Source organism: Pseudomonas sp. GW823-FHT06B06, assembly GCF_058795195.1.
On record NZ_JBXAHO010000057.1, the window covers coordinates 1 to 25,572 of the forward strand.

Annotated in this window: 24 protein-coding genes; 13 read left to right on the forward strand and 11 right to left on the reverse strand. The window is 59.6% G+C overall.

Features of this window, described 5'->3' with window-relative positions:
• Positions 1–82 precede the first annotated feature (82 nt).
• From msrQ to AC1Q8Q_RS30000, 6 genes are all read right to left on the reverse strand, one after another.
• On the reverse strand, positions 83–703 hold the full coding sequence (gene msrQ, locus AC1Q8Q_RS29975; RefSeq protein ID WP_042955491.1) for a protein-methionine-sulfoxide reductase heme-binding subunit MsrQ: 621 nt from the start codon (positions 701–703) through the stop codon (positions 83–85).
• Positions 703–1,716, reverse strand: coding sequence for a protein-methionine-sulfoxide reductase catalytic subunit MsrP (gene msrP / locus AC1Q8Q_RS29980; RefSeq protein WP_020798576.1), 1,014 nt, complete (start codon positions 1,714–1,716; stop codon positions 703–705). Before msrP ends, msrQ begins: the two co-directional genes overlap by 1 nt.
• 63 nt (positions 1,717–1,779) lie before the next feature.
• On the reverse strand, positions 1,780–2,637 hold the full coding sequence (pssA, locus tag AC1Q8Q_RS29985; protein WP_020798577.1) for a CDP-diacylglycerol--serine O-phosphatidyltransferase: 858 nt from the start codon (positions 2,635–2,637) through the stop codon (positions 1,780–1,782).
• Between the two features lie 144 nt (positions 2,638–2,781).
• Complete coding sequence (ilvC, locus tag AC1Q8Q_RS29990; RefSeq protein ID WP_007909969.1) at positions 2,782–3,798, reverse strand: ketol-acid reductoisomerase; 1,017 nt, start codon at positions 3,796–3,798, stop codon at positions 2,782–2,784.
• Positions 3,799–3,843: 45 nt separating this feature from the next.
• Positions 3,844–4,335 (reverse strand): acetolactate synthase small subunit, encoded by a 492-nt coding sequence (gene ilvN, locus AC1Q8Q_RS29995; RefSeq protein ID WP_003176102.1) that lies wholly within the window; start codon positions 4,333–4,335, stop codon positions 3,844–3,846.
• A 2-nt stretch (positions 4,336–4,337) separates the two neighbouring features.
• Complete coding sequence (locus AC1Q8Q_RS30000) at positions 4,338–6,062, reverse strand: acetolactate synthase 3 large subunit (protein WP_020798578.1); 1,725 nt, start codon at positions 6,060–6,062, stop codon at positions 4,338–4,340.
• Between the two features lie 400 nt (positions 6,063–6,462).
• Here AC1Q8Q_RS30000 and AC1Q8Q_RS30005 point away from each other — a divergent pair, with 400 nt between their 5' ends.
• Entirely contained in the window at positions 6,463–6,885 is a 423-nt protein-coding gene (locus AC1Q8Q_RS30005; protein ID WP_168758953.1) for a DUF4124 domain-containing protein, read from the forward strand.
• 98 nt (positions 6,886–6,983) lie between these two features.
• On the opposite strand, the gene AC1Q8Q_RS30010 is transcribed toward AC1Q8Q_RS30005, so the two are convergent.
• Genes AC1Q8Q_RS30010 through mrcB form a run of 3 tightly spaced genes read right to left on the reverse strand, consistent with a single transcriptional unit; the run spans position 6,984 to position 10,409 of the window.
• Entirely contained in the window at positions 6,984–7,319 is a 336-nt protein-coding gene (locus AC1Q8Q_RS30010; RefSeq protein ID WP_020798580.1) for a YqcC family protein, read from the reverse strand.
• Positions 7,319–8,068, reverse strand: coding sequence for a tetratricopeptide repeat protein (locus tag AC1Q8Q_RS30015; protein ID WP_020798581.1), 750 nt, complete (start codon positions 8,066–8,068; stop codon positions 7,319–7,321). Before AC1Q8Q_RS30015 ends, AC1Q8Q_RS30010 begins: the two co-directional genes overlap by 1 nt.
• A gap of 16 nt (positions 8,069–8,084) precedes the next feature.
• A complete protein-coding gene (gene mrcB, locus AC1Q8Q_RS30020) occupies positions 8,085–10,409 on the reverse strand; it encodes a penicillin-binding protein 1B (protein ID WP_033044039.1) in 2,325 nt (774 codons plus the stop codon).
• A 115-nt stretch (positions 10,410–10,524) separates the two neighbouring features.
• Here mrcB and AC1Q8Q_RS30025 point away from each other — a divergent pair, with 115 nt between their 5' ends.
• The 5 genes from AC1Q8Q_RS30025 (at position 10,525) to AC1Q8Q_RS30045 (ending at position 14,487) form a co-directional block, all read left to right on the forward strand.
• Positions 10,525–12,081 (forward strand): bifunctional aminoglycoside phosphotransferase/ATP-binding protein, encoded by a 1,557-nt coding sequence (locus AC1Q8Q_RS30025; RefSeq protein ID WP_033044038.1) that lies wholly within the window; start codon positions 10,525–10,527, stop codon positions 12,079–12,081.
• Between the two features lie 90 nt (positions 12,082–12,171).
• Positions 12,172–12,516 carry a pentapeptide repeat-containing protein gene (locus AC1Q8Q_RS30030; protein WP_020798584.1) on the forward strand — a complete coding sequence of 115 codons (345 nt, stop codon included), beginning with the start codon at positions 12,172–12,174 and terminating at the stop codon, positions 12,514–12,516.
• Positions 12,517–12,758: 242 nt separating this feature from the next.
• Positions 12,759–13,031, forward strand: coding sequence for a TfoX/Sxy family protein (locus tag AC1Q8Q_RS30035; protein ID WP_007971093.1), 273 nt, complete (start codon positions 12,759–12,761; stop codon positions 13,029–13,031).
• Between the two features lie 16 nt (positions 13,032–13,047).
• Positions 13,048–13,857 carry a Crp/Fnr family transcriptional regulator gene (locus AC1Q8Q_RS30040; RefSeq protein ID WP_020798585.1) on the forward strand — a complete coding sequence of 270 codons (810 nt, stop codon included), beginning with the start codon at positions 13,048–13,050 and terminating at the stop codon, positions 13,855–13,857.
• A gap of 312 nt (positions 13,858–14,169) precedes the next feature.
• Positions 14,170–14,487, forward strand: coding sequence for a Rieske (2Fe-2S) protein (locus AC1Q8Q_RS30045; RefSeq protein WP_020798586.1), 318 nt, complete (start codon positions 14,170–14,172; stop codon positions 14,485–14,487).
• On the opposite strand, the gene sfsA is transcribed toward AC1Q8Q_RS30045, so the two are convergent.
• Together sfsA and AC1Q8Q_RS30055 are read right to left on the reverse strand one after the other, a co-directional pair.
• Positions 14,484–15,197, reverse strand: coding sequence for a DNA/RNA nuclease SfsA (gene sfsA / locus AC1Q8Q_RS30050; RefSeq protein ID WP_020798587.1), 714 nt, complete (start codon positions 15,195–15,197; stop codon positions 14,484–14,486). The two genes, AC1Q8Q_RS30045 and sfsA, sit on opposite strands and share 4 nt — an antisense overlap.
• Positions 15,197–16,369, reverse strand: coding sequence for a pyridoxal phosphate-dependent aminotransferase (locus tag AC1Q8Q_RS30055; RefSeq protein WP_020798588.1), 1,173 nt, complete (start codon positions 16,367–16,369; stop codon positions 15,197–15,199). Before AC1Q8Q_RS30055 ends, sfsA begins: the two co-directional genes overlap by 1 nt.
• A gap of 333 nt (positions 16,370–16,702) precedes the next feature.
• Between AC1Q8Q_RS30055 and dksA the strand changes: the two genes are divergently transcribed.
• From dksA to folK, 7 genes are all read left to right on the forward strand, one after another.
• Positions 16,703–17,146 carry an RNA polymerase-binding protein DksA gene (gene dksA, locus AC1Q8Q_RS30060; RefSeq protein WP_008058386.1) on the forward strand — a complete coding sequence of 148 codons (444 nt, stop codon included), beginning with the start codon at positions 16,703–16,705 and terminating at the stop codon, positions 17,144–17,146.
• Between the two features lie 202 nt (positions 17,147–17,348).
• Complete coding sequence (gene gluQRS, locus AC1Q8Q_RS30065; protein WP_168758954.1) at positions 17,349–18,245, forward strand: tRNA glutamyl-Q(34) synthetase GluQRS; 897 nt, start codon at positions 17,349–17,351, stop codon at positions 18,243–18,245.
• A 77-nt stretch (positions 18,246–18,322) separates the two neighbouring features.
• The gene (locus tag AC1Q8Q_RS30070; protein ID WP_003176118.1) at positions 18,323–18,499 is read left to right on the forward strand and encodes a hypothetical protein; all 177 of its coding nucleotides are present in this window, start codon (positions 18,323–18,325) and stop codon (positions 18,497–18,499) included.
• Complete coding sequence (locus tag AC1Q8Q_RS30075) at positions 18,483–21,437, forward strand: sensor histidine kinase (protein ID WP_162276369.1); 2,955 nt, start codon at positions 18,483–18,485, stop codon at positions 21,435–21,437. Before AC1Q8Q_RS30070 ends, AC1Q8Q_RS30075 begins: the two co-directional genes overlap by 17 nt.
• A 22-nt stretch (positions 21,438–21,459) precedes the next feature.
• Positions 21,460–22,899: a sigma-54-dependent transcriptional regulator gene (locus AC1Q8Q_RS30080; RefSeq protein ID WP_020798591.1), complete on the forward strand. Its 1,440-nt coding sequence runs from the start codon at positions 21,460–21,462 to the stop codon at positions 22,897–22,899.
• A gap of 699 nt (positions 22,900–23,598) precedes the next feature.
• Entirely contained in the window at positions 23,599–24,999 is a 1,401-nt protein-coding gene (locus tag AC1Q8Q_RS30085; RefSeq protein ID WP_020798592.1) for a polynucleotide adenylyltransferase PcnB, read from the forward strand.
• A 3-nt stretch (positions 25,000–25,002) separates the two neighbouring features.
• Complete coding sequence (folK, locus tag AC1Q8Q_RS30090; protein WP_020798593.1) at positions 25,003–25,488, forward strand: 2-amino-4-hydroxy-6-hydroxymethyldihydropteridine diphosphokinase; 486 nt, start codon at positions 25,003–25,005, stop codon at positions 25,486–25,488.
• Positions 25,489–25,572 lie beyond the last annotated feature (84 nt).

A 25,572-nucleotide genomic window follows, 5' to 3' on the forward strand; every position in this document is an offset into this window, starting at 1 on the left:
TGTTTACCAAGGAGTTTTCCGTTTCGACTGCGCCGGAAGTGGGGCGAATTATAGGCTTCCAGAATCTGCCGTCAACCACTAATTACGCCTTTTTGGCAGAAGTACCCTTTTTAGCGATCAGGCGCGGGATTCGACGAGCCAGCGGCGGTAGCCTGAGCACTAACAGCAATGCGCCTATAGATGCATAGATCGACCACTCCTTAACATCGGCGCGCACGATCCAGAGCATATGCAGCAATCCGAGCACGAGAACCAGATAAGCCAAGCGATGCAGCTTCTTCCAAAGAACTCCCATACGTCGTTGGCTGTATCGATTGGACGTGCAAGCCAACGACAGCAAACACAAAAAACCCAATGCCCCGACAATGATGTACGGTCGCTTGCGCAATTCGACACCTAGCTGCGACCAGTCAAATCCAAGGATGAACGCCAGGTAGGCGCTCAAGTGCAGAACCACGTAAGCGAAACACCACAATCCCAATTGCCGCCGGACCGCTATCCACACCGCCCAACCCGTGAGCTTTTGCAGCGGCGTCATACTGAGCGTGATGAGCAACAGCACAAGCGCCCCTAACCCCAACCGATCAACCAGCACCTTGCCGGGATCAGGCCCCAGCGCATCCTGCCAGGCCTGGTACAACCAAAGCAGCGGCCACACCATTGCACAAATGAAAACCGCTGTACGCCAGAGCGGATATCGCATCAATAATTCTTCCGCAAATCGAGCCCTGCATATAAAGAAGCGACTTCATCCGCATAACCGTTGAATATCAGCGTGTCACGCACATTGGGCTTGAACAGGCCGCTCGGCAGTCGGCGCTCGCGAGCCTGGGTCCAGCGCGGGTGGTCAACCGTAGGATTCACGTTCGCGTAGAAACCGTATTCATCCGCGGCAATACTCTGCCAAGTGGTTTTAGGCTGTTCGCTCACCAGGCTTATCCGCACGATGGACTTGATGCTTTTAAACCCGTACTTCCATGGCACGACCAAACGCAAAGGCGCCCCGTTCTGGTTCGGCAACTCACGCCCGTACATCCCCACCGCCAGTATTGCCAGCGGGTTCATGGCTTCATCCAATCGCAGCCCTTCTACATAAGGCCAGTCGATCAAGGCGAACCCGGACCGCTGTCCAGGCATGCTCTTTGGATCCTGCAGGGTTTCGAAGCGTATGAATTTGGCGCTTGACGTGGGCTCTACCTGGCCAAGCAGCGCCGAAATGGGGAAGCCGATCCATGGAATCACCATCGACCACGCCTCAACGCAGCGCAAACGGTAAATGCGCTCTTCCAACTGATAAGGCTTCATGAAGTCTTCCAGAGCATACCGCCCAGGCTTACCCACCTCCCCGTCCACGACCACGCTCCAGGGTTCGGTTTTCAGCGCACCGGCGTTGGCAGCCGGGTCACCCTTGTCAGTGCCGAACTCATAGAAGTTGTTGTAATGCGTCGCGTCCTTGAACGGTGTGATCGCCTCATCCTTCACGCTGACGGCACCCCATCGAATCGAGGGAAGCTTTTCGCCAAACCAGGAGGGTGCCTTGCCAGGCTCGACACCCGGGTATCGCGCCGCTTCATCGGCCACCGCCCACCGCGGCAGACTGCTCACCGCCAATCCGGTTACGGCAGCACCCAATACATTGCGTCGAGAAAGATAGAGAGATTCAGGCGTGACGTCCGACTCATGGCAGTCGGACGCTTTTGGGACTTTGATCAGCATGGCTACTCCGCAGCATTGGAGAACAGGCGCACCAACAGACTGCGGAGTATGAGGGAAATTACATCACTCGGCGCTTTTACGCCGACGAAGATGTAACAGGTATTGCACTGGACCAGATGCGGCGTAGGCGAGGAACACCAGGAGCAGGATGCGCGGCGGATCACTGAATACGACGGCAAACACCAACACCACAGCAAGGATCGCCACAAACGGAACGCGCCCTTTCAGGTCCAGCTCCTTGAAGCTGTTGTACTTGATGTTGCTGACCATCAGCATGCCGGCCGCCGCCACCATCAGCGCAACCAGGAAGGACATCTTGGAACCCTGGATGCCGTAATCACTGAACGCCCAGACAATACCGGCTACGACTCCCGCCGCAGCCGGGCTGGCGAGACCGATGAAATAACGCTTGTCGGCAGTACCGACCTGGGTGTTGAACCGTGCCAGGCGCAACGCCGCACCCGCGACATAGATGAAGGCGACCATCCAGCCGACCTTGCCCATGTCACCAAGCGCCCAGCCGAAGGCGAGCAACGCCGGTGCCACGCCAAAGGCGACCATGTCCGACAGCGAGTCGTACTCGGCGCCAAAGGCGCTCTGGGTATTGGTCATGCGGGCAACGCGGCCGTCAAGGCCGTCGAGCACCATCGCCACGAAAATCGCGATGGCGGCGAACGCAAAATACTTGCTCGCACCAATCGAATCGCCGGCACTCAAGGCACTCTGGGCGCTCATCGAGTTGATGATGGAATAGAACCCTGCGAAGAGATTCGCAGTGGTGAACAGATTCGGCAGAAGATAGATACCACGATGCCGGACTTTACGGCCGTCAGCGTCATGCCCTTCTTCGATGTGCTCATCGATGGGCAGAAGGCTTTCGGCGTCAGAAGCCTGCTTTGGCTCTTCGGGACGTTCGCTCATGGACATTACCTTGCAACGGGGTGGAAAGTTTCGACAGGTGTCTGGGACGACGGTTCGACCGCAAACGATGCAGCTTTATACCAGAACCGATCACCCAAACGAAAAAACGCGGCCTAAGCCGCGTTTTTCGGACAAGCAATCGACTTAGTTCTTGGCTTTGTCGACGATCTTGTTGGCACCGATCCAAGGCATCATGGAGCGCAGTTGCTCGCCGATGACTTCGATACCGTGCGCGGCGTTATTACGACGCTTGGCGGTCATCGAAGGATAGCCGGTAGCGCCTTCGCTGATGAACATCTTGGCGTATTCGCCGTCCTGAATGCGTTTCAGGGCGTTGCGCATGGCCTGACGGGATTCGGCGTTGATCACTTCCGGGCCAGTCACGTACTCGCCGTACTCGGCGTTGTTGGAGATCGAGTAGTTCATGTTGGCGATACCGCCTTCGTACATGAGGTCCACGATCAGCTTCAGTTCGTGCAGGCATTCGAAGTAGGCCATTTCCGGCGCGTAGCCAGCTTCAACCAGGGTTTCGAAACCAGCTTTTACCAGTTCAACGGTACCGCCGCACAGAACGGCTTGTTCGCCGAACAGGTCGGTTTCAGTCTCGTCCTTGAAGGTGGTTTCGATGATGCCGGTACGACCGCCACCCACGCCAGCAGCGTAGGACAGTGCTACGTTTTTAGCGTTGCCGGATGCGTCCTGGTAGATCGCGATCAGGTCAGGGATACCGCCGCCTTTGACGAACTCGGAACGTACGGTATGACCTGGAGCCTTCGGCGCGATCATGATCACGTCGAGGTCAGCGCGCGGCACAACCTGGTTGTAGTGGATCGCGAAACCGTGGGAGAAGGCCAGGGTGGCGCCTTTCTTGATGTTCGGCTCGATTTCGTTCTTGTACAGGGAAGACTGGAACTCGTCCGGGGTCAGGATCATGACCAGGTCGGCAGCAGCAACAGCGGAAGCAACGTCAGTCACTTTCAGGCCGTGGGCTTCAGCCTTGGCAACAGTGGCCGAGCCTTTGCGCAGGCCAACAGTCACGTCAACGCCGGAATCTTTCAGGTTGCACGCTTGAGCGTGGCCTTGGGAGCCGTAACCGATGATGGCAACTTTCTTGCCCTGGATGATCGACAGGTCGCAGTCTTTATCGTAGAAAACTTTCATGAATTTCCCCTATATCAGGCCGTTCAGGCCATTCGCTAATTTGGTTTAGATGCTGAGTACTTTGTCGCCGCGGGCAATACCGGTGACGCCACTGCGGACGGTCTCCAGGATCGAGGCGGTGCCAATGGACTGGATGAAGCTGTCGAGCTTGTCGCTGGTACCGGTCAATTGAACGGTATATACGCTGGCACTGACATCGACGATCTGTCCACGGTAAATATCGGTGGTGCGCTTGATCTCGGCGCGCTGGGCGCCGGTGGCCTTGACCTTGACCAGCATCAGTTCGCGCTCGATGTGAGCACTTTCCGACAGGTCGACCAATTTGACCACTTCGATCAGCTTGTTCAGGTTCTTGGTGATCTGCTCGATGACTTCATCGTGCCCGACAGTGGTCAGCGTCAGACGCGACAGGGTCGGGTCTTCGGTGGGGGCCACGGTCAGGCTTTCGATGTTGTAGTTGCGCTGCGAGAACAGGCCGACAACACGAGACAAAGCGCCAGGTTCGTTTTCCAGAAGCAAGGAAATAATGTGCCGCATGATTAAGTACGCTCCGTCTTGCTCAGCCACATATCGCGCATGGAGCCGTCTTTGATCTGCATCGGATAGACGTGCTCGCTGGTGTCGACCGAAATATCGATTACCACCAGGCGATCTTTCATGGCGAACGCCTCTTCCATCTTCGACTTCAAATCTTTCGAATCAGTGATGCGCACGCCAACGTGGCCATAGGCCTCCGCCAGCTTGACGAAATCAGGCAGCGATTCCATGTAGGAATGAGAGTGACGGCTGCCGTAGCTCATGTCCTGCCATTGGCGAACCATGCCCAGTACACCGTTGTTCAGGATGACGATCTTGACCGGCAAACCGTATTGCAGGCAGGTCGACAATTCCTGAATGTTCATCTGGATGCTGCCCTCGCCCGTTACGCAGGCGACGTCATCATCCGGAAAGCTCAACTTGATACCCATGGCCGCAGGGAAACCGAAGCCCATCGTGCCCAGGCCACCGGAGTTGATCCAGCGGTTCGGCTTGTTGAACTTGTAGTACTGCGCCGCGAACATCTGGTGCTGACCCACGTCGGAGGCTACAAAGGCATCGCCCTTGGTCACTTCGCACAGGGTTTCAATCACCGCCTGCGGCTTGATGACACTGCCGTCGCCCTTGTCATAAGGGAACAGGCCGCGGTCACCGCGCCACTCGTCGATCTGCTTCCACCAACTGGCCACGGACTCCTTGTTCGGGGTCTCGCCGATTTCCTTGAGGATCGCGACCATTTCGGTCAGGACGCTCTCGACCGGACCCACGATAGGCACATCGGCCTTGATGGTCTTGGAGATCGAAGCCGGGTCGATGTCGATGTGGATGATCTTGGCGTTCGGGCAGAACTTCGATGCACCGTTGATGACGCGGTCGTCGAAGCGTGCGCCGACGGCCAGGATCACGTCAGCATGGTGCATCGCCAGGTTGGCGGTGTAGCTGCCGTGCATACCCAGCATGCCGATGAACTGACGGTCGGTACCAGGGTAACCGCCCAGGCCCATCAGGGTGTTGGTCACTGGCAGGTTGAGCATCTTCGCCAACTCGGTGAGCGGCGCGGAACCACCACCCAGGATGACGCCACCGCCCGAATACAGCACAGGCCGCTTGGCCGCCAGGAGCATTTCTGCCGCCTTGCGGATTTGCCCCGAGTGGCCGCGAACGGCCGGGCTGTAGGAGCGCAGCTTGGCTTTTTTCGGGAAGACGTATTCGAACTTCTCGGCCGGGTTGGTCATGTCTTTCGGAATGTCGACAACGACCGGACCAGGACGACCGGATTGCGCCAGGTAGAACGCCTTCTTCATGACTTCCGGGATTTCCGACGCATGCTTGATCATGAAGCTGTGTTTCACGATCGGCCGGGAGATACCGATCATGTCGGTTTCCTGGAAGGCGTCGGTACCGACCATGGTGCTAGGCACCTGGCCAGAAATCACCACCATCGGAATGGAGTCCATGTAGGCCGTGGCGATACCGGTGATGGCGTTGGTCGCGCCCGGGCCGGAGGTCACCAGTACCACGCCGGCTTTACCGGTGGCACGGGCGTAGCCGTCAGCCATATGGGTCGCGGCCTGCTCGTGACGAACCAGGATGTGAGTCACTTCCGGTTCTTTGAACAAGGCATCATAGACATGAAGAAGAGCACCACCCGGGTACCCGTAGATATATTTGACGCCTTCGTCGCGCAAAAAGCGGACGAGCATCTCACCGCCAGATAAAAGCTCCACGTTGTTCACCTCTAAAACGCCAGAATACCGTCCACGAAAAGGGGGACGGGTCTTAATAGGTTTACTTCCCAGCAGAGCATGAGCGACGGTGGTCGCCGACTACGTCAGCACTGACTGAGCAAGTATTGGGATCGTCCCAAGTGTTGCGGGCCTTTCCCACCCAGCGCGAGGTAACGCGTTGCGGGTGTAACAGGTCGGCGCGGATGTGCGCCTCATGATCTGCCGAGTGGGTCTGCTTCTGGCAGTCCCTCTACAGCGGACTTTGGATTCTTCTGTTTCATCCCTTGCAAGTCAAGTCGTCTATGAGCTTTATTCTACTAACCACATGAGAACGCAAGAAAAAACCTGTAAACCCCCTGCGTGTTAGCTTCAATTGCGCAACTTTTGACAAGGAATTGGCATGCGTACGCACTTCCTCATCGCCGGCCTGATGCTCGCCCTTAGCCCGATGTGCATGGCCGCGCAGATTTACCAGTGGGTCGACGCCCAGGGCGTTACCCATTTCGATGCTCAACCGCCTCGGGATCAGCCTGCCACTACCATCGTCACGCCCGCCCCAAAGCCTGGCAGGTCGGGCACTGGCGCACAAAACGGGGCCATTGGCGACCAACAGGCGATCGACAAGTCGGTGAAGAAGCAGGTGAGCGAGCAACAGAACCAGCTGAAGGCTTTCTGCGAACAGGCGCGAACCAATCTGGCGCAATTGCAGAATAATCCGCGTTTAAGAGAGGAAGTGGATGGCCAGATGCGGCGTATTGATGGCTCCCAGCGTCAGGAGCGCATCGATGAAACGCAAAGGCAGATTGCGGATAACTGCATGTAGGAGCTGTCGTGTGCAACGAGGCTGCGATCTTTTTTTGAAAGCAAGATCAAAAGATCGCAGCCTCGTTGCACTCGACAGCTCCTACAGGGGATCGCAGCTCAGCGCGAGGCGGTGATTAGTTGATCGAACTCTTTGAGCAAAGCCTGCAGCTGCCGGTCCTTGCCCTGGACATTGCGCTGGGCGAAGACCATTTCAGCCATCTCCTGAATCCCCGATGCATTCGGCAAGGGCAGATCCTGCTCCAGGATTGCTTTCATGCGCGGCAGGAAGATCCATTGCAGCCACTGCTCGAAGTCCAGCGTATCAACTGAAAACGGCTCGACGCTGGACAGCGCTTCAGCGGATGGCGCGACCTCGTCCCACCACCCTTGCACCCGCAATTCGCGTTCGATCAGCAGCAGTTGATCGGCAATCTTCGGAAACCGTACATCCATCACGAAGTAACCTTGGCTTTCTGGCGAGCCAAAGCGGCGCCCGCCGAATCACCCTGCTTCTCGCGCGCTTGGGCAATCAGCTCCCAAAGGCTGGCCTGCAGTGCCGGACGCCCGTTGGCGAAGGTCAGGCCACGGCGAGCAAATTGCTCGGCCTGCGGCGCATCACCTTGGGCCATGCGCACCTGCGCCAGGCGATAGAGCACTTGCGGCTCACGCGGGGCGACACGCTGGGCGCGCTCGAGGCTGGAAGAAGCGCCATTGAGATCGCCGCCGGCCTGTTGCTGCTGAGCGGTGGTTAATAATGCCAGCACCGGCCCGTCCAGTTGCTCGTCGGCGGACAAGCCACCGGAAGTGGCCGACGGAATCCCGCTCGGTGTCGAGGGCATGCTGTAGCTGCCTTGATTGACCGGTGCGGACTGAACCGGCGACGTATCGATCGGCCCGGGCGTAATCGGGCCCGGGGTTATTGGTCCCGGAGTAATCGGAGTCGTGCTGATCGGTGCCGACGTCACCGCACCACCACCCGGCACCATCACGACAACACCAGTATCGCCTTGTGGAATCTCCTGGGCCTGGGGTTGCACAGGACGCTTTACCGTCGTCTGACGGTAGCCGCCGTTCGCCGATACGCGCTCGCTATTGGAGACCTTGGTGCCGGAGTCCACCACCGGAATCGAGCCGCGCTGTACCGAAGAACAACCGCTGAGCAAAGCCACGGCGGTAATCGCTGGAATCAACCACTTGTTCACTTGAAACCCTCTTTGCTTAATTCATCCAGCCCTTGACCCAATCCATCACCGTTTCACCGTTGATCGGGCTTTCGCCACCACAAGCGGGACCGGGAGGCGGTTCGCTGCCGCGAATATACGGCATCTGCACGGCGCCGGGGCAACCGGCGTCGGAGCCTTGGCCGGTTCGCGAATCGACCCAGGCCTGAACGATATTATCCGGCTGCGGCATGTCCAGCGGCAACGGGTCGGCCTTGCGCATGAAGCTGGTCCAGACCTGCAACGCACCGGTGGCACCCGTGAACGGTGTCTTGCCGTTGTCGTCGCGTCCCAACCAGACCACCGCCAGCAAGTCCTGACTGAAACCTGCGAACCAACTGTCTCGCGAGTCGTTACTGGTGCCGGTCTTGCCGGCCAGGGTCAAGGTCTTTGGCAACACGTTGTAGACCGAGCTGCCGGTACCTTCACGCATCACGCGCTGCATGGCGCTCTGGATCAGGTAGATCGACGCGGGGTCGAAACGCTGCTGGATCTGGAACGGATAACGCTTGAGCGGCTCGCCTTCCGCCGTCAGGACGCTACGGATCCCGCGCATCGGCGTATTGAAACCGCCATTGGCGAGCGTCTGGTACATGGTCGCCACTTCGATCGGGGTCATACCGCCAGCGCCCAGCAACATCGACGGGAAGGCCGGAAACTCGCGACTGACACCCAGGCGCCCAAGAGTCTTGAGGACATTCGGCACACCCACGGCCAGGCCCAGGCGTGCGGTCGACAAGTTGTAGGAGTGCGCCAGCCCTTGGTAAAGGAAGACCGTGCCGTGGGAACGGCGATCATAGTTCTGCGGTTTCCAGACCTGGCCGTCGGCGCCCTTGACCGAGAAGTAGTCGTCCGACAGCCAACTGGTCAATGTGTACTGGCTCGGTTTTTCCAGCGCCGTCAGGTAAACCGCCGGCTTGATCAACGAGCCGATCGGCCGCACCGCGTCCAGCGCCCGGTTGAAACCGGCAAAGCTGGCCTGGCGACTGCCGATCATGGCCTGCACCTCGCCGGTTTCCGGATTGGTCACCACCATCGCCGCCTCGACCTCATCCGAGCCCTTGCGACCGGACAGGCGCTTGAACGTGTCGTTGACCGACGCTTCGGCCTTCATCTGCAGGATCGGATCGAAGCTGGTGAAGATCCGCAGCCCCTCCTCGGTCAAGTCTTCGTCGCGGTAGTCTTCACGCAGCTGGCGCTTGACCAGGTCAAGGAAGCCAGGGAACGAGCTGTCCGCCAGACTGCCGCGCTTGGTCACGCCCAACGGCATTTTTTTCGCCGCTTCGACTTGCTCCGCCGTGGCGACACCCTGCTCCTGCAGCACATCGAGCACCAGGTTACGCCGCTCAAGTGCACGCTCCGGATACCGGCGCGGGTTGTAGGAGGACGGCCCCTTGACCATGCCGACCAGCAAGGCCACCTGATGCAGCTTGAGCTCGGCCAGAGGCTGACTGAAGAAGAACTGGCTGGCCAGGCCGAAACCGTGCACCGCGCGTTGACCGTCCTGACCGATAAACACTTCGTTGAGGTAAGCCTCAAGGATCTCACGCTTGTCGTAGTGCAGTTCCAACAGCAACGCCATCATGGCTTCGGTCAGTTTGCGGGTCAGGCTGCGCTCGTTGGTCAGGTAGAAGTTCTTGACCAGCTGCTGGGTCAGGGTACTTCCCCCCTGACGCATGCGACCCGACGAGCCGTTGACCCAGATCGCCCGGGCAATCGACTTCGGCGAGACACCAAAGTGGTGATAGAAGTCACGGTCCTCGACCGCGACCAGGGTCTCGAGCAAATACGGCGGCACCTGATCGATCTTGATCAGGATCCGGTCTTCGAGGTTTTTCGGGTACAGGCCACCGATCAGCAGCGGTTCCAGACGCACCACCGACAGTTTCGAACCCTTGGCCGCCGACAGCTCGGCCACGTAGTCGCCCGAGAAGCGCACACGCACCGGTTGCGCTTGCTCCATGCCTTCATAGAACTGGAAGCCACGGGTATTCAGATCGACGGTATTGCCGTTGACGGAAGCCGCGCCCGGACCGTTGGCCACGCTTTCACGGCGATAACCCAAGGCATCGAGCTCGGTGAGAAAATCGTCCCTGCTCAACTTTTGTCCGACGAACAGCTCGAGCGGACGTGCGTAGACCTTGGCCGGAATCATCCAGCGCTTACCGGAGAACTTCTCCTGCACGATGGCATCGAGGTAAACGGCGAACCCGGCCAGCACCACAAGGCCGACCAGGCTGAGTTTAAGGGCCCAGCCAAGCCAGGGCCGCAGGCCTCTGGAGGGGGGATTCTTTGGGGTACGGGGGGATCGAGTACGAGTCATGGCGGCGGATTATACGCACTTTATTCATAGTCAACAGGAGGCCCGCGAGTTTGCGTTAGGCTGGCTAGACGCCATAATGACGACCTGAATTTTTTCCGACTCTTAAGGATCGCCTGTGAGCCAGTCCCTGATCGCCGCCCTGCAAAACCCGGCCCTCTACCCGCATCCTGTAGATGGATTCAAGGTCATCGAGACCCACATTTCCTGGGTCGTGCTTACCGGCCCCTTTGCTTATAAAGTGAAGAAGCCGATGAACTTCGGCTTCCTCGACTTCACCACCCTCGAGGCTCGGAAGCACTTCTGCGCAGAAGAGCTGCGCCTGAACCAGCGCCTGACCCAGGATCTTTATCTCGAAGTGTTACCGATCACCGGTAGCGCCGAAGCACCGCAACTGGGCGGCGAGGGTCCAGCCATCGAGTACGCGCTGAAAATGCGCCAGTTTGACCAGGACGGATTGCTCAGCACTCTGCAAGCCAATGGCGAACTGACGCCGGCGCACATCGACCAGATGGCCGAACAGATCGCCCGCTTCCATCTGGACGCACCGCGAGTGCCGGCAGAACACGAAGCCGGGACCGCAGACAGCGTCATGGCCCCTGTACGACAGAACTTCGAGCAGATTCGCCCCTTCCTCAGCGACAAGGCCGATCTGCTGCAACTGGACGCCCTGCTGGCCTGGGCTGAAAGCAGCTTCGAACGTCTCAAGCCACTGTTTGCCCAACGCAAGGCAGAGGGCTTCATTCGCGAATGCCACGGCGACATCCATTTGGGCAACGCTACCGTGATCGACGGCCGCGTGGTGATCTTCGACTGCATCGAGTTCAACGAACCGTTCCGCTTCACCGACGTGTACGCCGACACCGCCTTCCTGGCGATGGACCTGGAAGACCGCGGCCTGAAGTGCCTGGCACGTCGATTCATCAGCCAATACCTGGAGCTGACCGGCGATTACCAGGGTCTGGAACTGCTGAACTTCTATAAAGCCTACCGAGCATTGGTGCGCGCCAAGGTCACCTTGTTCAGCATGCCGGCCGAGGCCACTGCGGTGCAGCGCGCCACGGCACTGCGCCAATACCGCAACTACGCCAACCTGGCGGAAAGCTACAGCACCATCCCGTCCCCCTTCATGGCCATCACCCACGGCGTTTCCGCCGTTGGCAAAAGCCACGTGGCCATGCGCCTGGTCGAAGCACTGGGGGCGATTCGCCTGCGCTCCGATGTCGAACGCAAACGCCTGTTCGGCGAGCAAACCGTCGCCAATGACCTGCAAGCCGGCATTTATAGTGCCGATGCCAGTGTCGCGACCTACCAGCGCTTGCATGAAATTGCCGGGCTGATCCTGCACGCCGGGTTCCCGGTGGTGGTCGATGCCACCTACCTCAAGCATGAACAGCGCGACAAGGCGGCGAAAGTGGCCGAAGCGACCGGCGCGCCGTTCCTGATCCTTGACTGCAATGCACCCCAAGCAGTGATCGAGAGCTGGCTGGCCCTGCGCCAGGCAGACAAAAAGGATCCGTCCGACGCCACCCTGGCCGTAATCGAAGCCCAGCAAGCCAGTCGTGAAGCATTGACGCCCGCAGAAATACTCTGCAGCAAACGCGTGCAGACCAACGAAAGCGGAACCCTCGACACAGTCGTAGAACAGATTCGCCAGCGCCTGCCCGGCCTGTAAGGAGCATTTGAGCCGTGAAGCCCGATCCGGCTTCACGGCCTTCAAACAGTGGCACTATACTGGCGTCATAAATCCAACAGGTGACGTGACATGAGCCAGCCGAAACTGCTCGACTCCCCGCTGTATGCCTTGCTGCATAAAGACGACATCACCGGTTTTAACAAAGAGCGCCCCAAACAGGGGCCTATCGACATGATCGGTGGTGATTTCCGCGGCCTCGACCTGCGCGAACTCAACGCCGAGGGCATCGACTTCACCGACGCCTATTTTCGCTCCGCCGATCTGCGCGGCATCGATTTTCGCAATGCTTCGCTCGAAGGTGCGAGCCTGGCCCACGCACAGATTTCCGGCGCCTATTTTCCAGTGGAGCTGAGCGCGGACGAAATCCTGATGTCGATGAACTTCGGTACGCGCCTGCGTTATCGCACCCGCTGACCGCCAGTCTGAATTGACAAGTCCAGCGCCCCGACATTGCGCTGAATTTTGGGCAGTATTGCCTGAAAATTTGGCAAATTGATCGCTTTTCTCACCTTTTCCTTGCTTTTGGCAGCATCACAGCCAGCTGCCTCTTAGAAGCTTTTGCGTCAAAAACGAGCAAACAATCACGCTTTTCCTACTGATGGCTACACTCCTCAGAAGCTTGCCCATGCACCATTCGGCCATCGCAAGGAGGCTTGATGAATGATGAACTGCAACACCTGAAGAATCTTGGCAAGACGTCGGCGCAATGGCTGCATGCCGTGGGCATCCACAGCGCCTCGGACTTGCGTCGCCTGGGGGCGGTGGATGCTTATCGAGCCGTGCGCACGCGCGGGTTCCGGGCGTCCAAGGTGTTGTTGTACGCGATCGAAGGCGCCTTGATGGACGTGCACTGGAATGACATCCCCGCCGAACGCAAGGAAGCCTTGAACAAACAACTCGAAGCCATCTCGTCACGCCACAAGAATTGAACGAGTACCGCTCGCCATGTACTTACTTGGGGAACAACCGGCCTACGCCGAAACACTGATCACTCGCCTGCAGAACATTCCCGCCCGGCTGTTGCAGGGTTTGACACCGAGCGGGCCCGCCGTCGAATTTTCCGCCATCGACGACCTGGCCGCCGTTTTGCCCGCCGATCAACTGTTCATGCTGGATGACGGCCGGCTGCATGGATGCATCGACGATCGCGCACTGTTCTACCTGCAGCATGGCGATCTGATCGGCCTGCGCCAGGACGCGGGATTGCCGCGCTGTCGCTTGTGCAGCAAGACGCCCCTGGCGCTGACACCCTACCTTCGATCGCAGGTGTTCCAGCACATCTATGCCGACCCGACCCGCTCGGAGCTGTTCCTGCAGTACATGGCGGGCCAGACCGCCCTGCTGTCCGATGCCGTGGCGCGCCTCAAGCAACCGGAGTTTCGCGCCACCAACGGCTTCCAGCGAGTTGCCAGCGGCGAAATCCTGATCCATCAGGGCGATGAGGCGGACCATGTGTTCGTGATCATCGACGGCCATGCCGAAGCGTTTGTCGATGGGGTGAAGGTGGGCGACGTGCCCAAGGATGAGATTTTCGGCGCCATGGCCGTGTTTACCGGGGAGAAACGCAACGCAACGGTCATCACCAGTGAACCCTGCACCCTCATGCGCATTCCCAAGGATCAGTTCTTGAGCCTTACCCAGAGCAATCCGAAGATTGCTAACAGCCTGATAGAGAGCATGGCCCGGCGTATCGACCTGCTGAATAAACAGGTTACACAGTTGAGTGCACTGAAAACGACAGGCAGAGCTCAGTGAATACAAGGACTTGGAACCATCGTGCGACAGGAATCAGGTAAATGGAAATCACCTGTTGACTTGGTAATGAGAATCGATATGATTATCACAACTGGTCGCGAGACTGGTCAGATATTCTGAAAAGCCCTTGGTTCGGACTCTCAGATTATCTCCTCATCAGGCTAATCACGGTTATTTGACCCGGCTCTTGCCGGGTCTTTTTTTGCCCGCGGGAAAGTCGCGCAACGCTGCAGCCAGTATCCTGAGCATCTGAAACGGGTTTGCATTGGGCAACTCAGCTATTTGGTCAGTGCTTGCGACCTGAGGATCAGCATGAAATTTCTGTGTACCGGCATTGAACTGGCCGACGCCAGCAGCCGCGGTTTCAACCTCGACGGCCAGAAGTTGTTCGCCGTACGCCGGGGTGGCCAGGTCTACGTCTACATCAATCGCTGCCCGCACCGTGGCGTCGGACTCGAATGGACCCCTGACCAATTCCTCGACCCCAGTAACAGCCTGATCCAGTGCGCCACCCATGGCGCCCTGTTCCTGATCGAGGACGGCGAATGTGTCGCCGGCCCTTGCGCAGGACAATCGCTGACCCGTGTCGATTGTCGCGAAGACGCACAAGGCATCTGGGTCAGCCTCTAACCGCCGAGCAATACTTCAAGACGCCGGTCCACCACCATCTCCTCATGGGTCAGGCGAACACCGTAGGCCAACACTTCAACCCCGCACGCCACGGCCTCACGCAAGGCCTGTGCGTAGGCTGAATCGATTTCTTGCGCCGGACGCACCGCTTCGATGCCGCTGAGATTGACGCAATACAATTGCACCGCACGAATCCCGTCCCGAGCCAGATGGGCCAACTCCCGCAAATGCTTGGCCCCGCGCTGGGTCACCGCATCGGGGAACGCCGCCACAGCCGTGCCTTCATAGCCCAGGGTGACACTTTTTACTTCCACGTACGCGTGCCCGCTCGGGTACTCGAGGCGGAAATCGATGCGACTGCTTTCCTGACCGTAAGCGACTTCGCGCTTGAGCTCGGTGAAGCCGTTCAACTCGGTGATCACCCCCGCTCGCAACGCCTCTTCGATCAAGCCATTGGCCCGCCCGGTATTCACGCAGAACAAGCGCCCTTGCGGGGTTTCGCCGACTTCCCAGGTGCCGGGCAACTTGCGCTTGGGGTCATTGGAGCGACTGAACCAGACCTGCCCGCCTTCGACCTGACAATTGAGCATCGAGCCCGTGTTAGGGCAATGAATAGTCAGCAACTCACCATCGACGGTTTCGATATCGGCGAGAAAACGCTTGTAGCGGCGAATCAGCCGACCTTCTTCGAGTGGGGGATGAAAACGCATCAGCCTTGCCAGCTCCGCAAGCCACGCCCGATACGCTCCACCGCTTCCTGCAAGCGCTCAAGGTTTTGGGTGTAGGCAAACCGCACATGATGCCCGGCCTGATACCGGCCGAAGTCCAGCCCGGGCGTAATCGCGACATGCTCGGTTTCGAGGAAATGACGGCAGAACGCGAAGGCATCGCCGCCGAACTTGCTGATATCGGCATACAGGTAGAACGCGCCTTCCGGCTCGACGGCGATACCGAAACCAAGCGCTCTCAAGGCAGGCAGCAGGTAGTCGCGACGACGACCAAATTCGGCGCGACGCTCTTCCAAGATCGCGATGGTCGCCGGTTCAAAACAGGCCAACGCCGCGTGCTGGGCCATGCTAGGCGCGCTGATATAGAGGTTTTGCGCGAGCTTTTCCAGCTCACTCACCGCCGCATCCGGCGCTACCAGCCAGCCAAGACGCCAGCCGGTCATGCCGAAATATTTAGAAAAACTATTCAGCACAAAGGCGCTGTCGTCGACTTCCAGCACGCTGGCCGCATCGGTGCCGTAGGTCAGGCCGTGGTAAATCTCGTCCACCACCAGGTGACCGTGGCGCTGTTTGATGGCCTGGGACAGTTGCGCCAGCTCGTCGCGAGTGAGGATCGTACCGGTCGGGTTGGCCGGTGAGGCCACCAGTGCGCCCACACTGTCCTGGTCCCAATGCCGCTCAATCAGATCCGGCGTCAGTTGATAACGCACGTCCGGCCCCACCGGGACTAGCTGCGCGGCGCCTTCCACCAGGCGCAGGAAGTGCCGGTTGCACGGGTAACCCGGGTCGGCGAGCAGCCAGTGCTTGCCCGGATCGACCAACAAGGCACTGGCCAGCAGCAACGCACCGGAACCGCCGGGCGTGATGAGGATGCGTCGCGGGTCGATGTTCAAGCCATGACGCTGCTGATAAAAGCCCGCAATAGCCTCGCGCAGCTCGGGGATTCCGCGCGCGGCGGTGTAACGCGTCTTGCCCCCCTCCAGTGCCGCCTGTCCGGCGCGGATGATCGGCTCGGCGGTTGTGAAGTCCGGTTCGCCGATTTCCAGGTGGATCACATCGTGACCTGCAGCCTGCAATTCATTGGCCCGCGCGAGCAACGCCATGACATGGAAAGGTTCGATTGCGCGACTGCGGGCACTGTAGGACTGAGCCATTGGCCTTCCTTCAACAGGGAAAAGAACCAATTCTACCCAAGCGCAGGAACGAGCGAGAACCTAAAGCGGTCAGAGGCCTTATGACCCAGGCACAAACGAACTGAGCGAGTGCCCGGGGTTTGACTAAAATCATTAATTGAGCAGGGTTCCAGAGCCACCAGGCAACGCTTTGCCATCATTTGAAAGCGCCGCAGGCCGCGGCCTCGACATCCGGGAGTAGCGCGGTCTGATTTGATCTGGTAAGTTCGCCCGCTTGCAGCCGCAGGGCCGGCAGGTGCCGGTGATGGAGCAATCCTGCGCAGATGGATTACAAGAGTAGAGGCGGTCTATTTCATGTCCACCCAAGCAAAGCAACAAGCGAATCAGGCGATCAGCGGCTTCGAGCCCTATGTTCAGAAAGCTGGCGAAGAGTACATGGGCGAGCCCATGCGCAAACACTTCACCAAGGTTCTGAATCAGTGGAAAAAAGAGCTGATGGAAGGTGTCGACAAGACTGTGGACCACATGAAGGACGAAGCGGCCAACTTCCCTGACCCGGCAGACCGTGCCAGCCAGGAAGAAGAGTTCGCTCTCGAGCTTCGAGCCCGCGATCGTGAGCGCAAGTTGATCAAGAAGATCGACAAGACGCTTCAGTTGATCGAAGACGAAGAGTATGGCTGGTGTGAGTCCTGCGGCATCGAGATCGGCGTCAAGCGTCTTGAAGCACGCCCTACCGCTGACCTGTGCATCGACTGCAAGACTCTGGCGGAAATCAAGGAAAAGCAAGTCGGCAAGTAATATCGACTTGAGTAAAGAACGGAGCGTGCGAACGCTCCGTTTTTGTTTCTGACGTATGCTTCGACAGGAAACCTGTGGGAGCGAGCCTGCTCGCGAAGGGGCTTCCAGGCCCAATATTGATGCAGGCTGACACTCAGCTTTCGCGAGCAGGCTCGCTCCCACATGGGACTTGCGCACGACCGGACAACGTAACATTGCATTCATGACCGCCATCACCTCCCCCACCTACATCGGCCGCTTCGCCCCCACGCCCAGTGGTCACCTGCACTTCGGCTCGCTGGTTGCTGCATTGGCCTCGTACCTCGACGCGCGCTCGGTGGGTGGGCGCTGGTTGATGCGCATGGAGGATCTCGACCCGCCCCGCGAAGAGCCCGGCGCTCAGGCCGCAATCCTCAAGGCACTGGAGAGCTATGGTTTCGAGTGGGATGGCCAGATGGTGCGCCAGAGCGACCGTCACGGTGCCTATGCCCAAGTGCTCGATCGCCTGTTCAGCCAGGGCCTGGCCTACGCCTGTACCTGCTCGCGCAAACAACTGGAGCCGTACCACGGCATCTATCCGGGGTTGTGCCGCAATGCCGGACACGGCACCGAAGATGCCGCCATTCGCATTCGCGTCCCCGAACTTGATTACCACTTCATTGATCGGGTGCAAGGCGAGTTTCACCAGCATCTGGGCCGGGATGTCGGTGATTTCGTGATTCGCCGGCGCGACGGGCTCTATGCTTATCAACTGGCGGTGGTGCTGGACGATGCCTGGCAAGGCATCACCGACATCGTGCGCGGTGCCGACCTGCTCGATTCCACGCCGCGCCAGCTCTACCTGCAGGAGCTTCTCGGCCTGCGCCAGCCGCGATACTTGCACATCCCGCTGATCACCCAGCCCGATGGCAACAAACTCGGCAAGTCCTACCGTTCGCCGCCGCTCACCGCAGATCAGGCTACGCCGTTGTTGTTGCGAGCCTTGCGCGCCCTGGGACAAAACCCCGGTGCCGAACTGGCCTACGCCACGCCACGGGAAGTGCTGGATTGGGGCATTGCCCACTGGGATGCCCGGTTGATCCCGCGCACACTGAGCCTGCCCGAGGCGCAGCTACAGTGATCGTGCTTGCAGTGGCGCGCCCATCCGTTACCATCGCCGCACGTTTTCGGGCACGGGCATAAAAAAGAGAGGCCGGGATGTACATCTATCGCTTGGTCCTGCTCCTGGTAGTGGGGATTTATCTGTTTTCCCCGGCCATCATGGATTGGTGGATCGACGCCACTGGCGCCTGGTATCGCCCTTATCTGCTCTGGCTGATCCTGATCGTCGTGACCTTCATCCTGCAGAGCCAAAAAGATGCCGATGAGCTTTAGCCTGACCCAGATGATCCTGATCAGCGCCGCGTACCTGGCGGTGCTGTTCGGCGTAGCCTGGGTCAGCGAACGGGGCATGATCCCGCGGGCGATCATTCGCCACCCGCTGACGTACACCTTGTCCCTGGGGGTCTACGCCAGTGCCTGGGCATTTTATGGCACCGTGGGCCTGGCCTATCAGTATGGCTACGGCTTCCTGTCCAGCTACCTGGGTGTTTCCGGCGCGTTTCTGCTGGCGCCGGTGCTGCTGTATCCAATCCTGAAGATCACCCGAACCTATCAGCTGTCATCCCTGGCCGATCTGTTCGCGTTCCGCTTTCGCAGCACCTGGGCCGGCGCGCTGACCACGATTTTCATGCTGGTCGGGGTATTGCCCCTGCTGGCGCTGCAGATCCAGGCAGTCGCCGACTCCATCGGCATCCTCACCCGCGAGCCGGTACAGCATCGCGTGGCGCTGAGTTTCTGCGCACTGATCACGCTGTTCACGATTTTCTTCGGCTCCCGGCACATCGCCACCCGGGAAAAACATGAAGGCCTGGTGTTCGCGATCGCCTTCGAGTCGGTGATCAAGCTGATCGCCCTCGGCGGCGTCGGCCTCTATGCGCTGTATGGCGTATTCGACGGCCCGCAACAACTGGAGTTGTGGCTGCTGCAAAACCAGACCGCCCTGGCCGCGCTGCACACGCCACTGCAGGAAGGCCCTTGGCGCACGCTGTTGCTGGTGTTCTTCGCTTCGGCGATCGTCATGCCGCACATGTACCACATGACCTTCACCGAAAACCTCAATCCGCGCTCGCTGGTCAGCGCGAGCTGGGGCTTGCCGCTGTTCCTGCTGCTGATGAGCCTGGCAGTGCCGCTGATTCTCTGGGCCGGCCTGAAACTCGGCGCCACCACCAACCCGGAATATTTCACCCTGGGCATCGGCATCGCGGCCAACAGCAAGGCCCTGGCACTGCTGGCCTATGTCGGCGGCCTGTCTGCGGCCAGCGGCCTGATCATCGTCACCACCCTGGCCCTGTCGGGCATGGCCTTGAACCACCTGGTGCTGCCGCTGTACCAGCCACCGGCTGAAGGCAACATCTACCGTTGGTTGAAGTGGACCCGTCGCGCCCTGATCGTCGCCATCATCATGGCCGGCTACGGTTTCTACCTGCTGCTGGGTGCGGAGCAGGACCTGGCCAACCTCGGCATCGTCGCCTTCGTGGCCACGCTGCAGTTCCTGCCGGGCGTGCTGTCGGTCCTGTATTGGCCGACCGCCAACCGTCGCGGCTTCATCGCCGGGCTGCTGGCGGGGATCCTGGTGTGGCTGGTGACCATGTTGCTACCGCTGGTCGGCAACCTGCAGGGCTTCTACATACCGTTGTTGAACATGATCTACGTGCTCGACGACACCAGTTGGCACATGGCTGCGATCGCCTCCCTGGCCGCCAACGTACTGATGTTCACCCTGATTTCGCTGTTCACCAATGCCAGCACTGAAGAGGCCAGCGCCGCCGAAGCCTGTGCCGTGGACAACGTGCGCCGCCCGCAACGCCGGGAGCTGCACGCCGCCTCGCCCCAGGAATTCGCCACTCAGCTGGCCAAACCGCTGGGAGCCAAGGCTGCGCAGAAGGAAGTCGAACAAGCCCTGCGCGATCTCTACCTGCCCTTCGACGAGCGTCGACCGTACGCCTTGCGCCGCTTGCGCGACCGGATCGAAGCCAATTTGTCCGGCCTGATGGGGCCAAGCGTGGCCCAGGACATGGTCGAGACGTTCCTGCCCTACAAGGCCGGCGGCGAAAACTATGTCACCGAGGACATCCACTTCATCGAAAGCCGCCTCGAGGATTACCATTCGCGCCTGACCGGCCTGGCCGCCGAACTCGATGCCCTGCGCCGCTATCACCGCCAGACCCTGCAGGAATTGCCGATGGGCGTCTGCTCGCTGGCCAAGGATCAGGAAATCCTCATGTGGAACAAAGCCATGGAGGAGTTGACCGGCATCGCCGCGCAGCGCGTGGTCGGTTCGCGCCTGAGCACCATTGCCGATCCATGGAAAGAATTGCTGCAAGGCTTCATCAATGTCCCGGATGAGCATTTGCACAAACAGCACCTGGCCCTTGACGGCCAGACCCGCTGGCTGAACCTGCACAAAGCGGCGATCGACGAACCCCTCGCACCGGGCAACAGTGGCCTGGTGCTGCTGGTGGAAGACCTGACCGAAACCCAGATGCTCGAAGACAAACTGGTGCACTCCGAGCGCCTGGCCAGCATCGGTCGCCTGGCCGCGGGCGTGGCCCACGAAATCGGCAACCCGATCACCGGTATCGCCTGCCTGGCGCAGAACCTGCGCGAAGAGCGCGAGGAAGACGGCGAACTCAAGGAAATCAGCGGGCAGATCCTCGAACAGACCAAGCGCGTCTCGCGCATCGTCCAGTCGCTGATGAGCTTTGCCCATGCCGGCAGCCACCAGCACAGCGACGAGCCCGTCTGTCTGGCGGAAGTGGCCCAGGACGCCATCGGCCTGCTGGCCCTGAACCGGCGCAATTTCGAAGTGCAGTTCTATAACCTGTGCGATCCCGACCACTGGGTCGAAGGCGATCCGCAGCGGCTCGCCCAGGTATTGATCAACCTGCTCTCAAACGCCCGCGACGCCTCGCCTCCCGGCAGCGCGGTGCGGGTCAAGAGCGAAGCCGGCGAACACACGGTCGACTTGATCGTGGAGGACGAAGGCAGCGGCATTCCATCGAGCATCATGGATCGATTGTTCGAACCCTTCTTCACCACCAAGGACCCGGGTGAAGGTACCGGCCTGGGCCTTGCACTGGTCTATTCCATCGTTGAAGAGCATTATGGACAAATCACCATCGACAGCCCGGCTGATGTTCAGAGCCAACGCGGCACCCGTATCCGGGTGACCTTACCGCGTCATGTCGAAGCGACGTCCGCTGTGAACTGAGACCGTCGAGAGTATCGAATCAATGCCGCACATTTTGATCGTCGAAGACGAAACCATTATCCGCTCCGCCTTGCGCCGCCTGCTGGAACGTAACCAGTACCAGGTCAGCGAAGCCGGTTCAGTGCAGGAAGCACAAGAACGCTTCACCATTAACACGTTCGACCTGATCGTCAGTGACCTGCGCCTGCCGGGCGCGCCGGGTACCGAGTTGATCAAGCTTGGCCAGGGCACTCCGGTGCTGATCATGACCAGCTATGCCAGCCTGCGCTCGGCGGTGGATTCGATGAAAATGGGCGCGGTGGATTACATCGCCAAGCCTTTCGACCACGACGAAATGCTCCAGGCCGTCGCGCGCATCCTGCGTGACCGGCAAACGGCGCAAGCCAGCGGCGAACCGGTCGTTGGCAAAGTCGCCAACGCTGCCGCCAAAGCCGGTAGCGACAACAGTAACGGTGAAATCGGCATCATCGGCTCGTGCCCACCGATGCAGGACCTGTATGGCAAGATCCGCAAAGTCGCGCCGACAGACTCCAATGTGCTGATCCAGGGCGAGTCCGGCACTGGTAAAGAACTGGTGGCGCGCGCCCTGCACAACCTTTCCAGGCGGGCCAAGGCGCCGATGATTTCGGTGAACTGCGCAGCCATTCCGGAAAGCCTGATCGAGTCCGAACTGTTCGGCCACGAGAAAGGCGCATTCACTGGCGCCAGCGCTGGACGTGCCGGCCTTGTGGAAGCGGCGGACGGAGGCACCTTGTTCCTCGATGAAATCGGTGAGCTGCCACTGGAAGCCCAGGCGCGCCTGCTGCGCGTGCTGCAGGAAGGTGAAATTCGCCGAGTGGGTTCGGTCCAGTCGCAGAAAGTCGATGTGCGCCTGATTGCTGCAACCCACCGCGATCTCAAGAGCCTGGCGAAGATCGGCCAGTTCCGTGAAGACTTGTATTACCGGCTTCACGTGATTGCCCTGAAACTGCCAGCCCTGCGCGAGCGTGGCGCGGACGTCAATGAAATCGCCAATGCGTTCCTGGCGCGCCAAAGCGCACGAATCAACCGGACAGACCTGAAGTTCGCCCCGGACGCCGAGCAAGCCATTCGTCATTACTCGTGGCCAGGCAACGTTCGCGAGCTGGAAAACGCGGTCGAGCGCGCCGTCATCCTGTGCGAGAGCCCGGAAATTTCCGCCGAGCTGCTGGGCATCGACATCGAACTGGGCGACCTGGAAGACGACGAGTTCATCGGCCTGCCTCCGCAACAAGGTGGCAGCAACGCCGGCAACAATAACCATGAGCCGACCGAAGACCTGTCCCTGGAAGACTACTTCCAGCACTTCGTGCTCGAGCATCAGGATCACATGACCGAAACCGAACTGGCGCGCAAACTGGGGGTCAGTCGCAAGTGCCTGTGGGAACGCCGTCAGCGCCTGGGCATCCCGCGGCGAAAGACTGGGGTACCAAGCGAGAGCTGAACGCCGCCTGTCTCATGTGCGGGTAACACATGATTTTGTGAAAAAACTGTTACCTCAGGTTTTTCACGTAACAGAACCGGGGCTTACGGTAACGAAGCCCCGGTTTTTTTTGGCCCTTGTTGACCCCCTCGACGCACCTAACCCCTTGTTTTACTGGGGTTCGCAAAAGTTGGCACGCACCCTGCTATATGTTTGGTACAAGAACAATAACAAGCAACGAACAACACAATAAAAATAAGACGAATCGACTCACGCACAATAAAAACAAGACGGCGAGAGGCGCAGCTAACTGATTCTTTTGGAGAGGCGTTGTATTTGGGGCTTGCCCCACGACCAGGCCGAGAACAACAAAAAACTGTCTTAAGACAGAGCCTGAACTGGTTGGATCGCAAGATCACTGCAGCACAGCGACCAAAGCAATCCGTTTGCTCTTGGCTCCCGATTGGGAGGGTCATGAAGGAAAGCTTCATGACAAGGGCACTCAACAAAAACAAGAAGCCCGAAACCAATAACAAAAATAGAGCATGCAACTACTTCTTGGGGAGCTTCGGCTCCCCTTGTGGTTTCTGCGATTTGGAAACCTGCCTACACCTCAAATCTGCTGTGTCCTACACCATCCCCCGACTAAATGCTAGAATCCCCGCCCATCATGCGGTCATTCTTCGTTTTGGCCGAACATTCCTTCAAACAGTGCATCCCATGCTGAAGAAGCTGTTCCAGTCATTCCGTACTCCCCTGCGTCGTACGCAACACATTCGCAGCACGCCTGAAGTGCTCAACAGCGGTCAACATTCGCTGCAAAAGGCGCAATTCAGCCGTTACGCGGTGAACATCGTCGAACGCCTACAGGGCGCCGGGTACCAGGCCTATCTGGTCGGCGGCTGTGTGCGAGACATGCTGCTCGGCATCACGCCGAAAGACTTTGACGTCGCCACCAGTGCCACACCCGAACAGGTACGGGCAGAATTCCGTAATGCACGGATCATCGGCCGCCGGTTCAAACTGGTACACATCCACTTTGGCCGCGAAATCATCGAAGTCGCGACCTTCCGCGCCAATCACCCGCAAAACGACGAAGAGGAAGACACCAATCAATCTTCGCGCAACGAAAGCGGGCGCATCCTGCGCGATAACGTCTACGGGACCCTGGAAGAAGACGCCCAACGTCGCGACTTCACCATCAACGCCCTGTATTACGACCCGGTCAGCGAACGCATTCTCGATTACGCCAACGGCGTACACGACATTCGCAACCAACTGATCCGCTTGATTGGCGACCCCAAGCAGCGCTACCAGGAAGATCCGGTGCGGATGCTGCGGGCCGTGCGTTTTGCCGCCAAGCTGAATTTCGGCATCGAAAAACACAGCGCCACGCCTATCCGCGAGCTGGCCCCCATGCTGCGCGAGATCCCGTCAGCCCGCTTGTTCGAAGAAGTGCTCAAGCTGTTCCTGTCCGGTCACGCCGCTGACACTTTTGAAATGCTGGTCGACCTGCAATTGTTCGATCCACTGTTCCCGGCGAGCGCCGAGGCACTGGAATACAACCCGACCTATACCCATACCCTGATCAGCGAAGCCCTGATCAACACCGACCTGCGTATCAAGCAGAACAAACCGGTGACCCCGGCGTTCCTGTTTGCCGCCCTGCTCTGGCCTGCCCTGCCGGCGCGCGTATTGCGCCTGCAGGACCGTGGCATGCCGCCAATTCCGGCGATGCAGGAAGCGGCTCACGAACTGATTGCCGAGCAGTGCCAGCGCATCGCGATCCCGAAACGCTTCACCATGCCGATCCGCGAGATCTGGGACATGCAGGAGCGCCTGCCACGGCGCAGCGGCAAACGTGCCGACCTGCTGCTGGACAATCCGCGATTCCGCGCCGGCTACGACTTCCTGCTACTACGCGAAAGCGCGGGCGAGCAGACCGATGGCCTGGGCGAATGGTGGACGGACTACCAGGACGCCAACGACAGTGAGCGGCGCGACATGATTCGCGACCTCAGTGGCAAGGACGACGGCACCGGCGGCCCACGCAAACGTCGTCGCAGCGGCGGCGCCAAGCGCAAGCGTTCAGCAGACGCTTCGAGCACCACGGGCGAGTAATCCATGGAACGCATCTACATCGGCATGGGCAGCAACCTCGTTGACCCCGCCGAACAGCTGCGCAGCGCCACCTTGGCGCTGGCACAGTTGCCGCAATCGGAACTGGTCGGGGTTTCAGCCTTCTATCAAAGCGATTCGTTGCTCCCTGGCCAACCGCGCTACACCAACGCGGTTGCCGCTCTCGACAGCACTCTGGCACCGCTTGAGCTGCTGGACGCCTTGCAATCCATTGAAAACGACCAAGGCCGCGAGCGCCTTGAGCGCTGGGGGCCGCGCACCCTGGATCTCGACATCCTGCTGTTCGGTGACCGCCTGATTGACGAGCCTCGCCTCAAAGTCCCGCATTACCATATGCACGAGCGGGCCTTTGTGCTCTATCCATTGGCAGAATTGGCCCCTGTGGATCTGCGCCTGGCTGATGGCCGCAGCCTGGCAGAATTGCTCAATGCGTGCCCGTTCGTCGGCCTGGAACGCCTGGCTACAAATTGACACAAACCCCCTGTGGGAGCGGGGGGGGGGGGGGGGGGGGGGGGGGGGGGGGGGGGGGGGGGGGGGGGGGGGGGGGGGGGGGGG

What these genes read in the sequence shown, in the direction of transcription:
- msrQ (WP_042955491.1), bottom strand. Translation starts at nt 703, where the DNA reads ATGCGATATCCGCTCTGGCGTACAGCGGTTTTCATTTGTGCAATGGTG.
- msrP (WP_020798576.1), bottom strand. Translation starts at nt 1,716, where the DNA reads ATGCTGATCAAAGTCCCAAAAGCGTCCGACTGCCATGAGTCGGACGTC.
- pssA (WP_020798577.1), bottom strand. Translation starts at nt 2,637, where the DNA reads ATGAGCGAACGTCCCGAAGAGCCAAAGCAGGCTTCTGACGCCGAAAGC.
- ilvC (WP_007909969.1), bottom strand. Translation starts at nt 3,798, where the DNA reads ATGAAAGTTTTCTACGATAAAGACTGCGACCTGTCGATCATCCAGGGC.
- ilvN (WP_003176102.1), bottom strand. Translation starts at nt 4,335, where the DNA reads ATGCGGCACATTATTTCCTTGCTTCTGGAAAACGAACCTGGCGCTTTG.
- AC1Q8Q_RS30005 (WP_168758953.1), top strand. Translation starts at nt 6,463, where the DNA reads ATGCGTACGCACTTCCTCATCGCCGGCCTGATGCTCGCCCTTAGCCCG.
- AC1Q8Q_RS30010 (WP_020798580.1), bottom strand. Translation starts at nt 7,319, where the DNA reads ATGGATGTACGGTTTCCGAAGATTGCCGATCAACTGCTGCTGATCGAA.
- mrcB (WP_033044039.1), bottom strand. Translation starts at nt 10,409, where the DNA reads ATGACTCGTACTCGATCCCCCCGTACCCCAAAGAATCCCCCCTCCAGA.
- AC1Q8Q_RS30030 (WP_020798584.1), top strand. Translation starts at nt 12,172, where the DNA reads ATGAGCCAGCCGAAACTGCTCGACTCCCCGCTGTATGCCTTGCTGCAT.
- AC1Q8Q_RS30035 (WP_007971093.1), top strand. Translation starts at nt 12,759, where the DNA reads ATGAATGATGAACTGCAACACCTGAAGAATCTTGGCAAGACGTCGGCG.
- AC1Q8Q_RS30040 (WP_020798585.1), top strand. Translation starts at nt 13,048, where the DNA reads ATGTACTTACTTGGGGAACAACCGGCCTACGCCGAAACACTGATCACT.
- AC1Q8Q_RS30045 (WP_020798586.1), top strand. Translation starts at nt 14,170, where the DNA reads ATGAAATTTCTGTGTACCGGCATTGAACTGGCCGACGCCAGCAGCCGC.
- sfsA (WP_020798587.1), bottom strand. Translation starts at nt 15,197, where the DNA reads ATGCGTTTTCATCCCCCACTCGAAGAAGGTCGGCTGATTCGCCGCTAC.
- AC1Q8Q_RS30055 (WP_020798588.1), bottom strand. Translation starts at nt 16,369, where the DNA reads ATGGCTCAGTCCTACAGTGCCCGCAGTCGCGCAATCGAACCTTTCCAT.
- dksA (WP_008058386.1), top strand. Translation starts at nt 16,703, where the DNA reads ATGTCCACCCAAGCAAAGCAACAAGCGAATCAGGCGATCAGCGGCTTC.
- gluQRS (WP_168758954.1), top strand. Translation starts at nt 17,349, where the DNA reads ATGACCGCCATCACCTCCCCCACCTACATCGGCCGCTTCGCCCCCACG.
- AC1Q8Q_RS30070 (WP_003176118.1), top strand. Translation starts at nt 18,323, where the DNA reads ATGTACATCTATCGCTTGGTCCTGCTCCTGGTAGTGGGGATTTATCTG.
- AC1Q8Q_RS30075 (WP_162276369.1), top strand. Translation starts at nt 18,483, where the DNA reads ATGCCGATGAGCTTTAGCCTGACCCAGATGATCCTGATCAGCGCCGCG.
- AC1Q8Q_RS30080 (WP_020798591.1), top strand. Translation starts at nt 21,460, where the DNA reads ATGCCGCACATTTTGATCGTCGAAGACGAAACCATTATCCGCTCCGCC.
- AC1Q8Q_RS30085 (WP_020798592.1), top strand. Translation starts at nt 23,599, where the DNA reads ATGCTGAAGAAGCTGTTCCAGTCATTCCGTACTCCCCTGCGTCGTACG.
- folK (WP_020798593.1), top strand. Translation starts at nt 25,003, where the DNA reads ATGGAACGCATCTACATCGGCATGGGCAGCAACCTCGTTGACCCCGCC.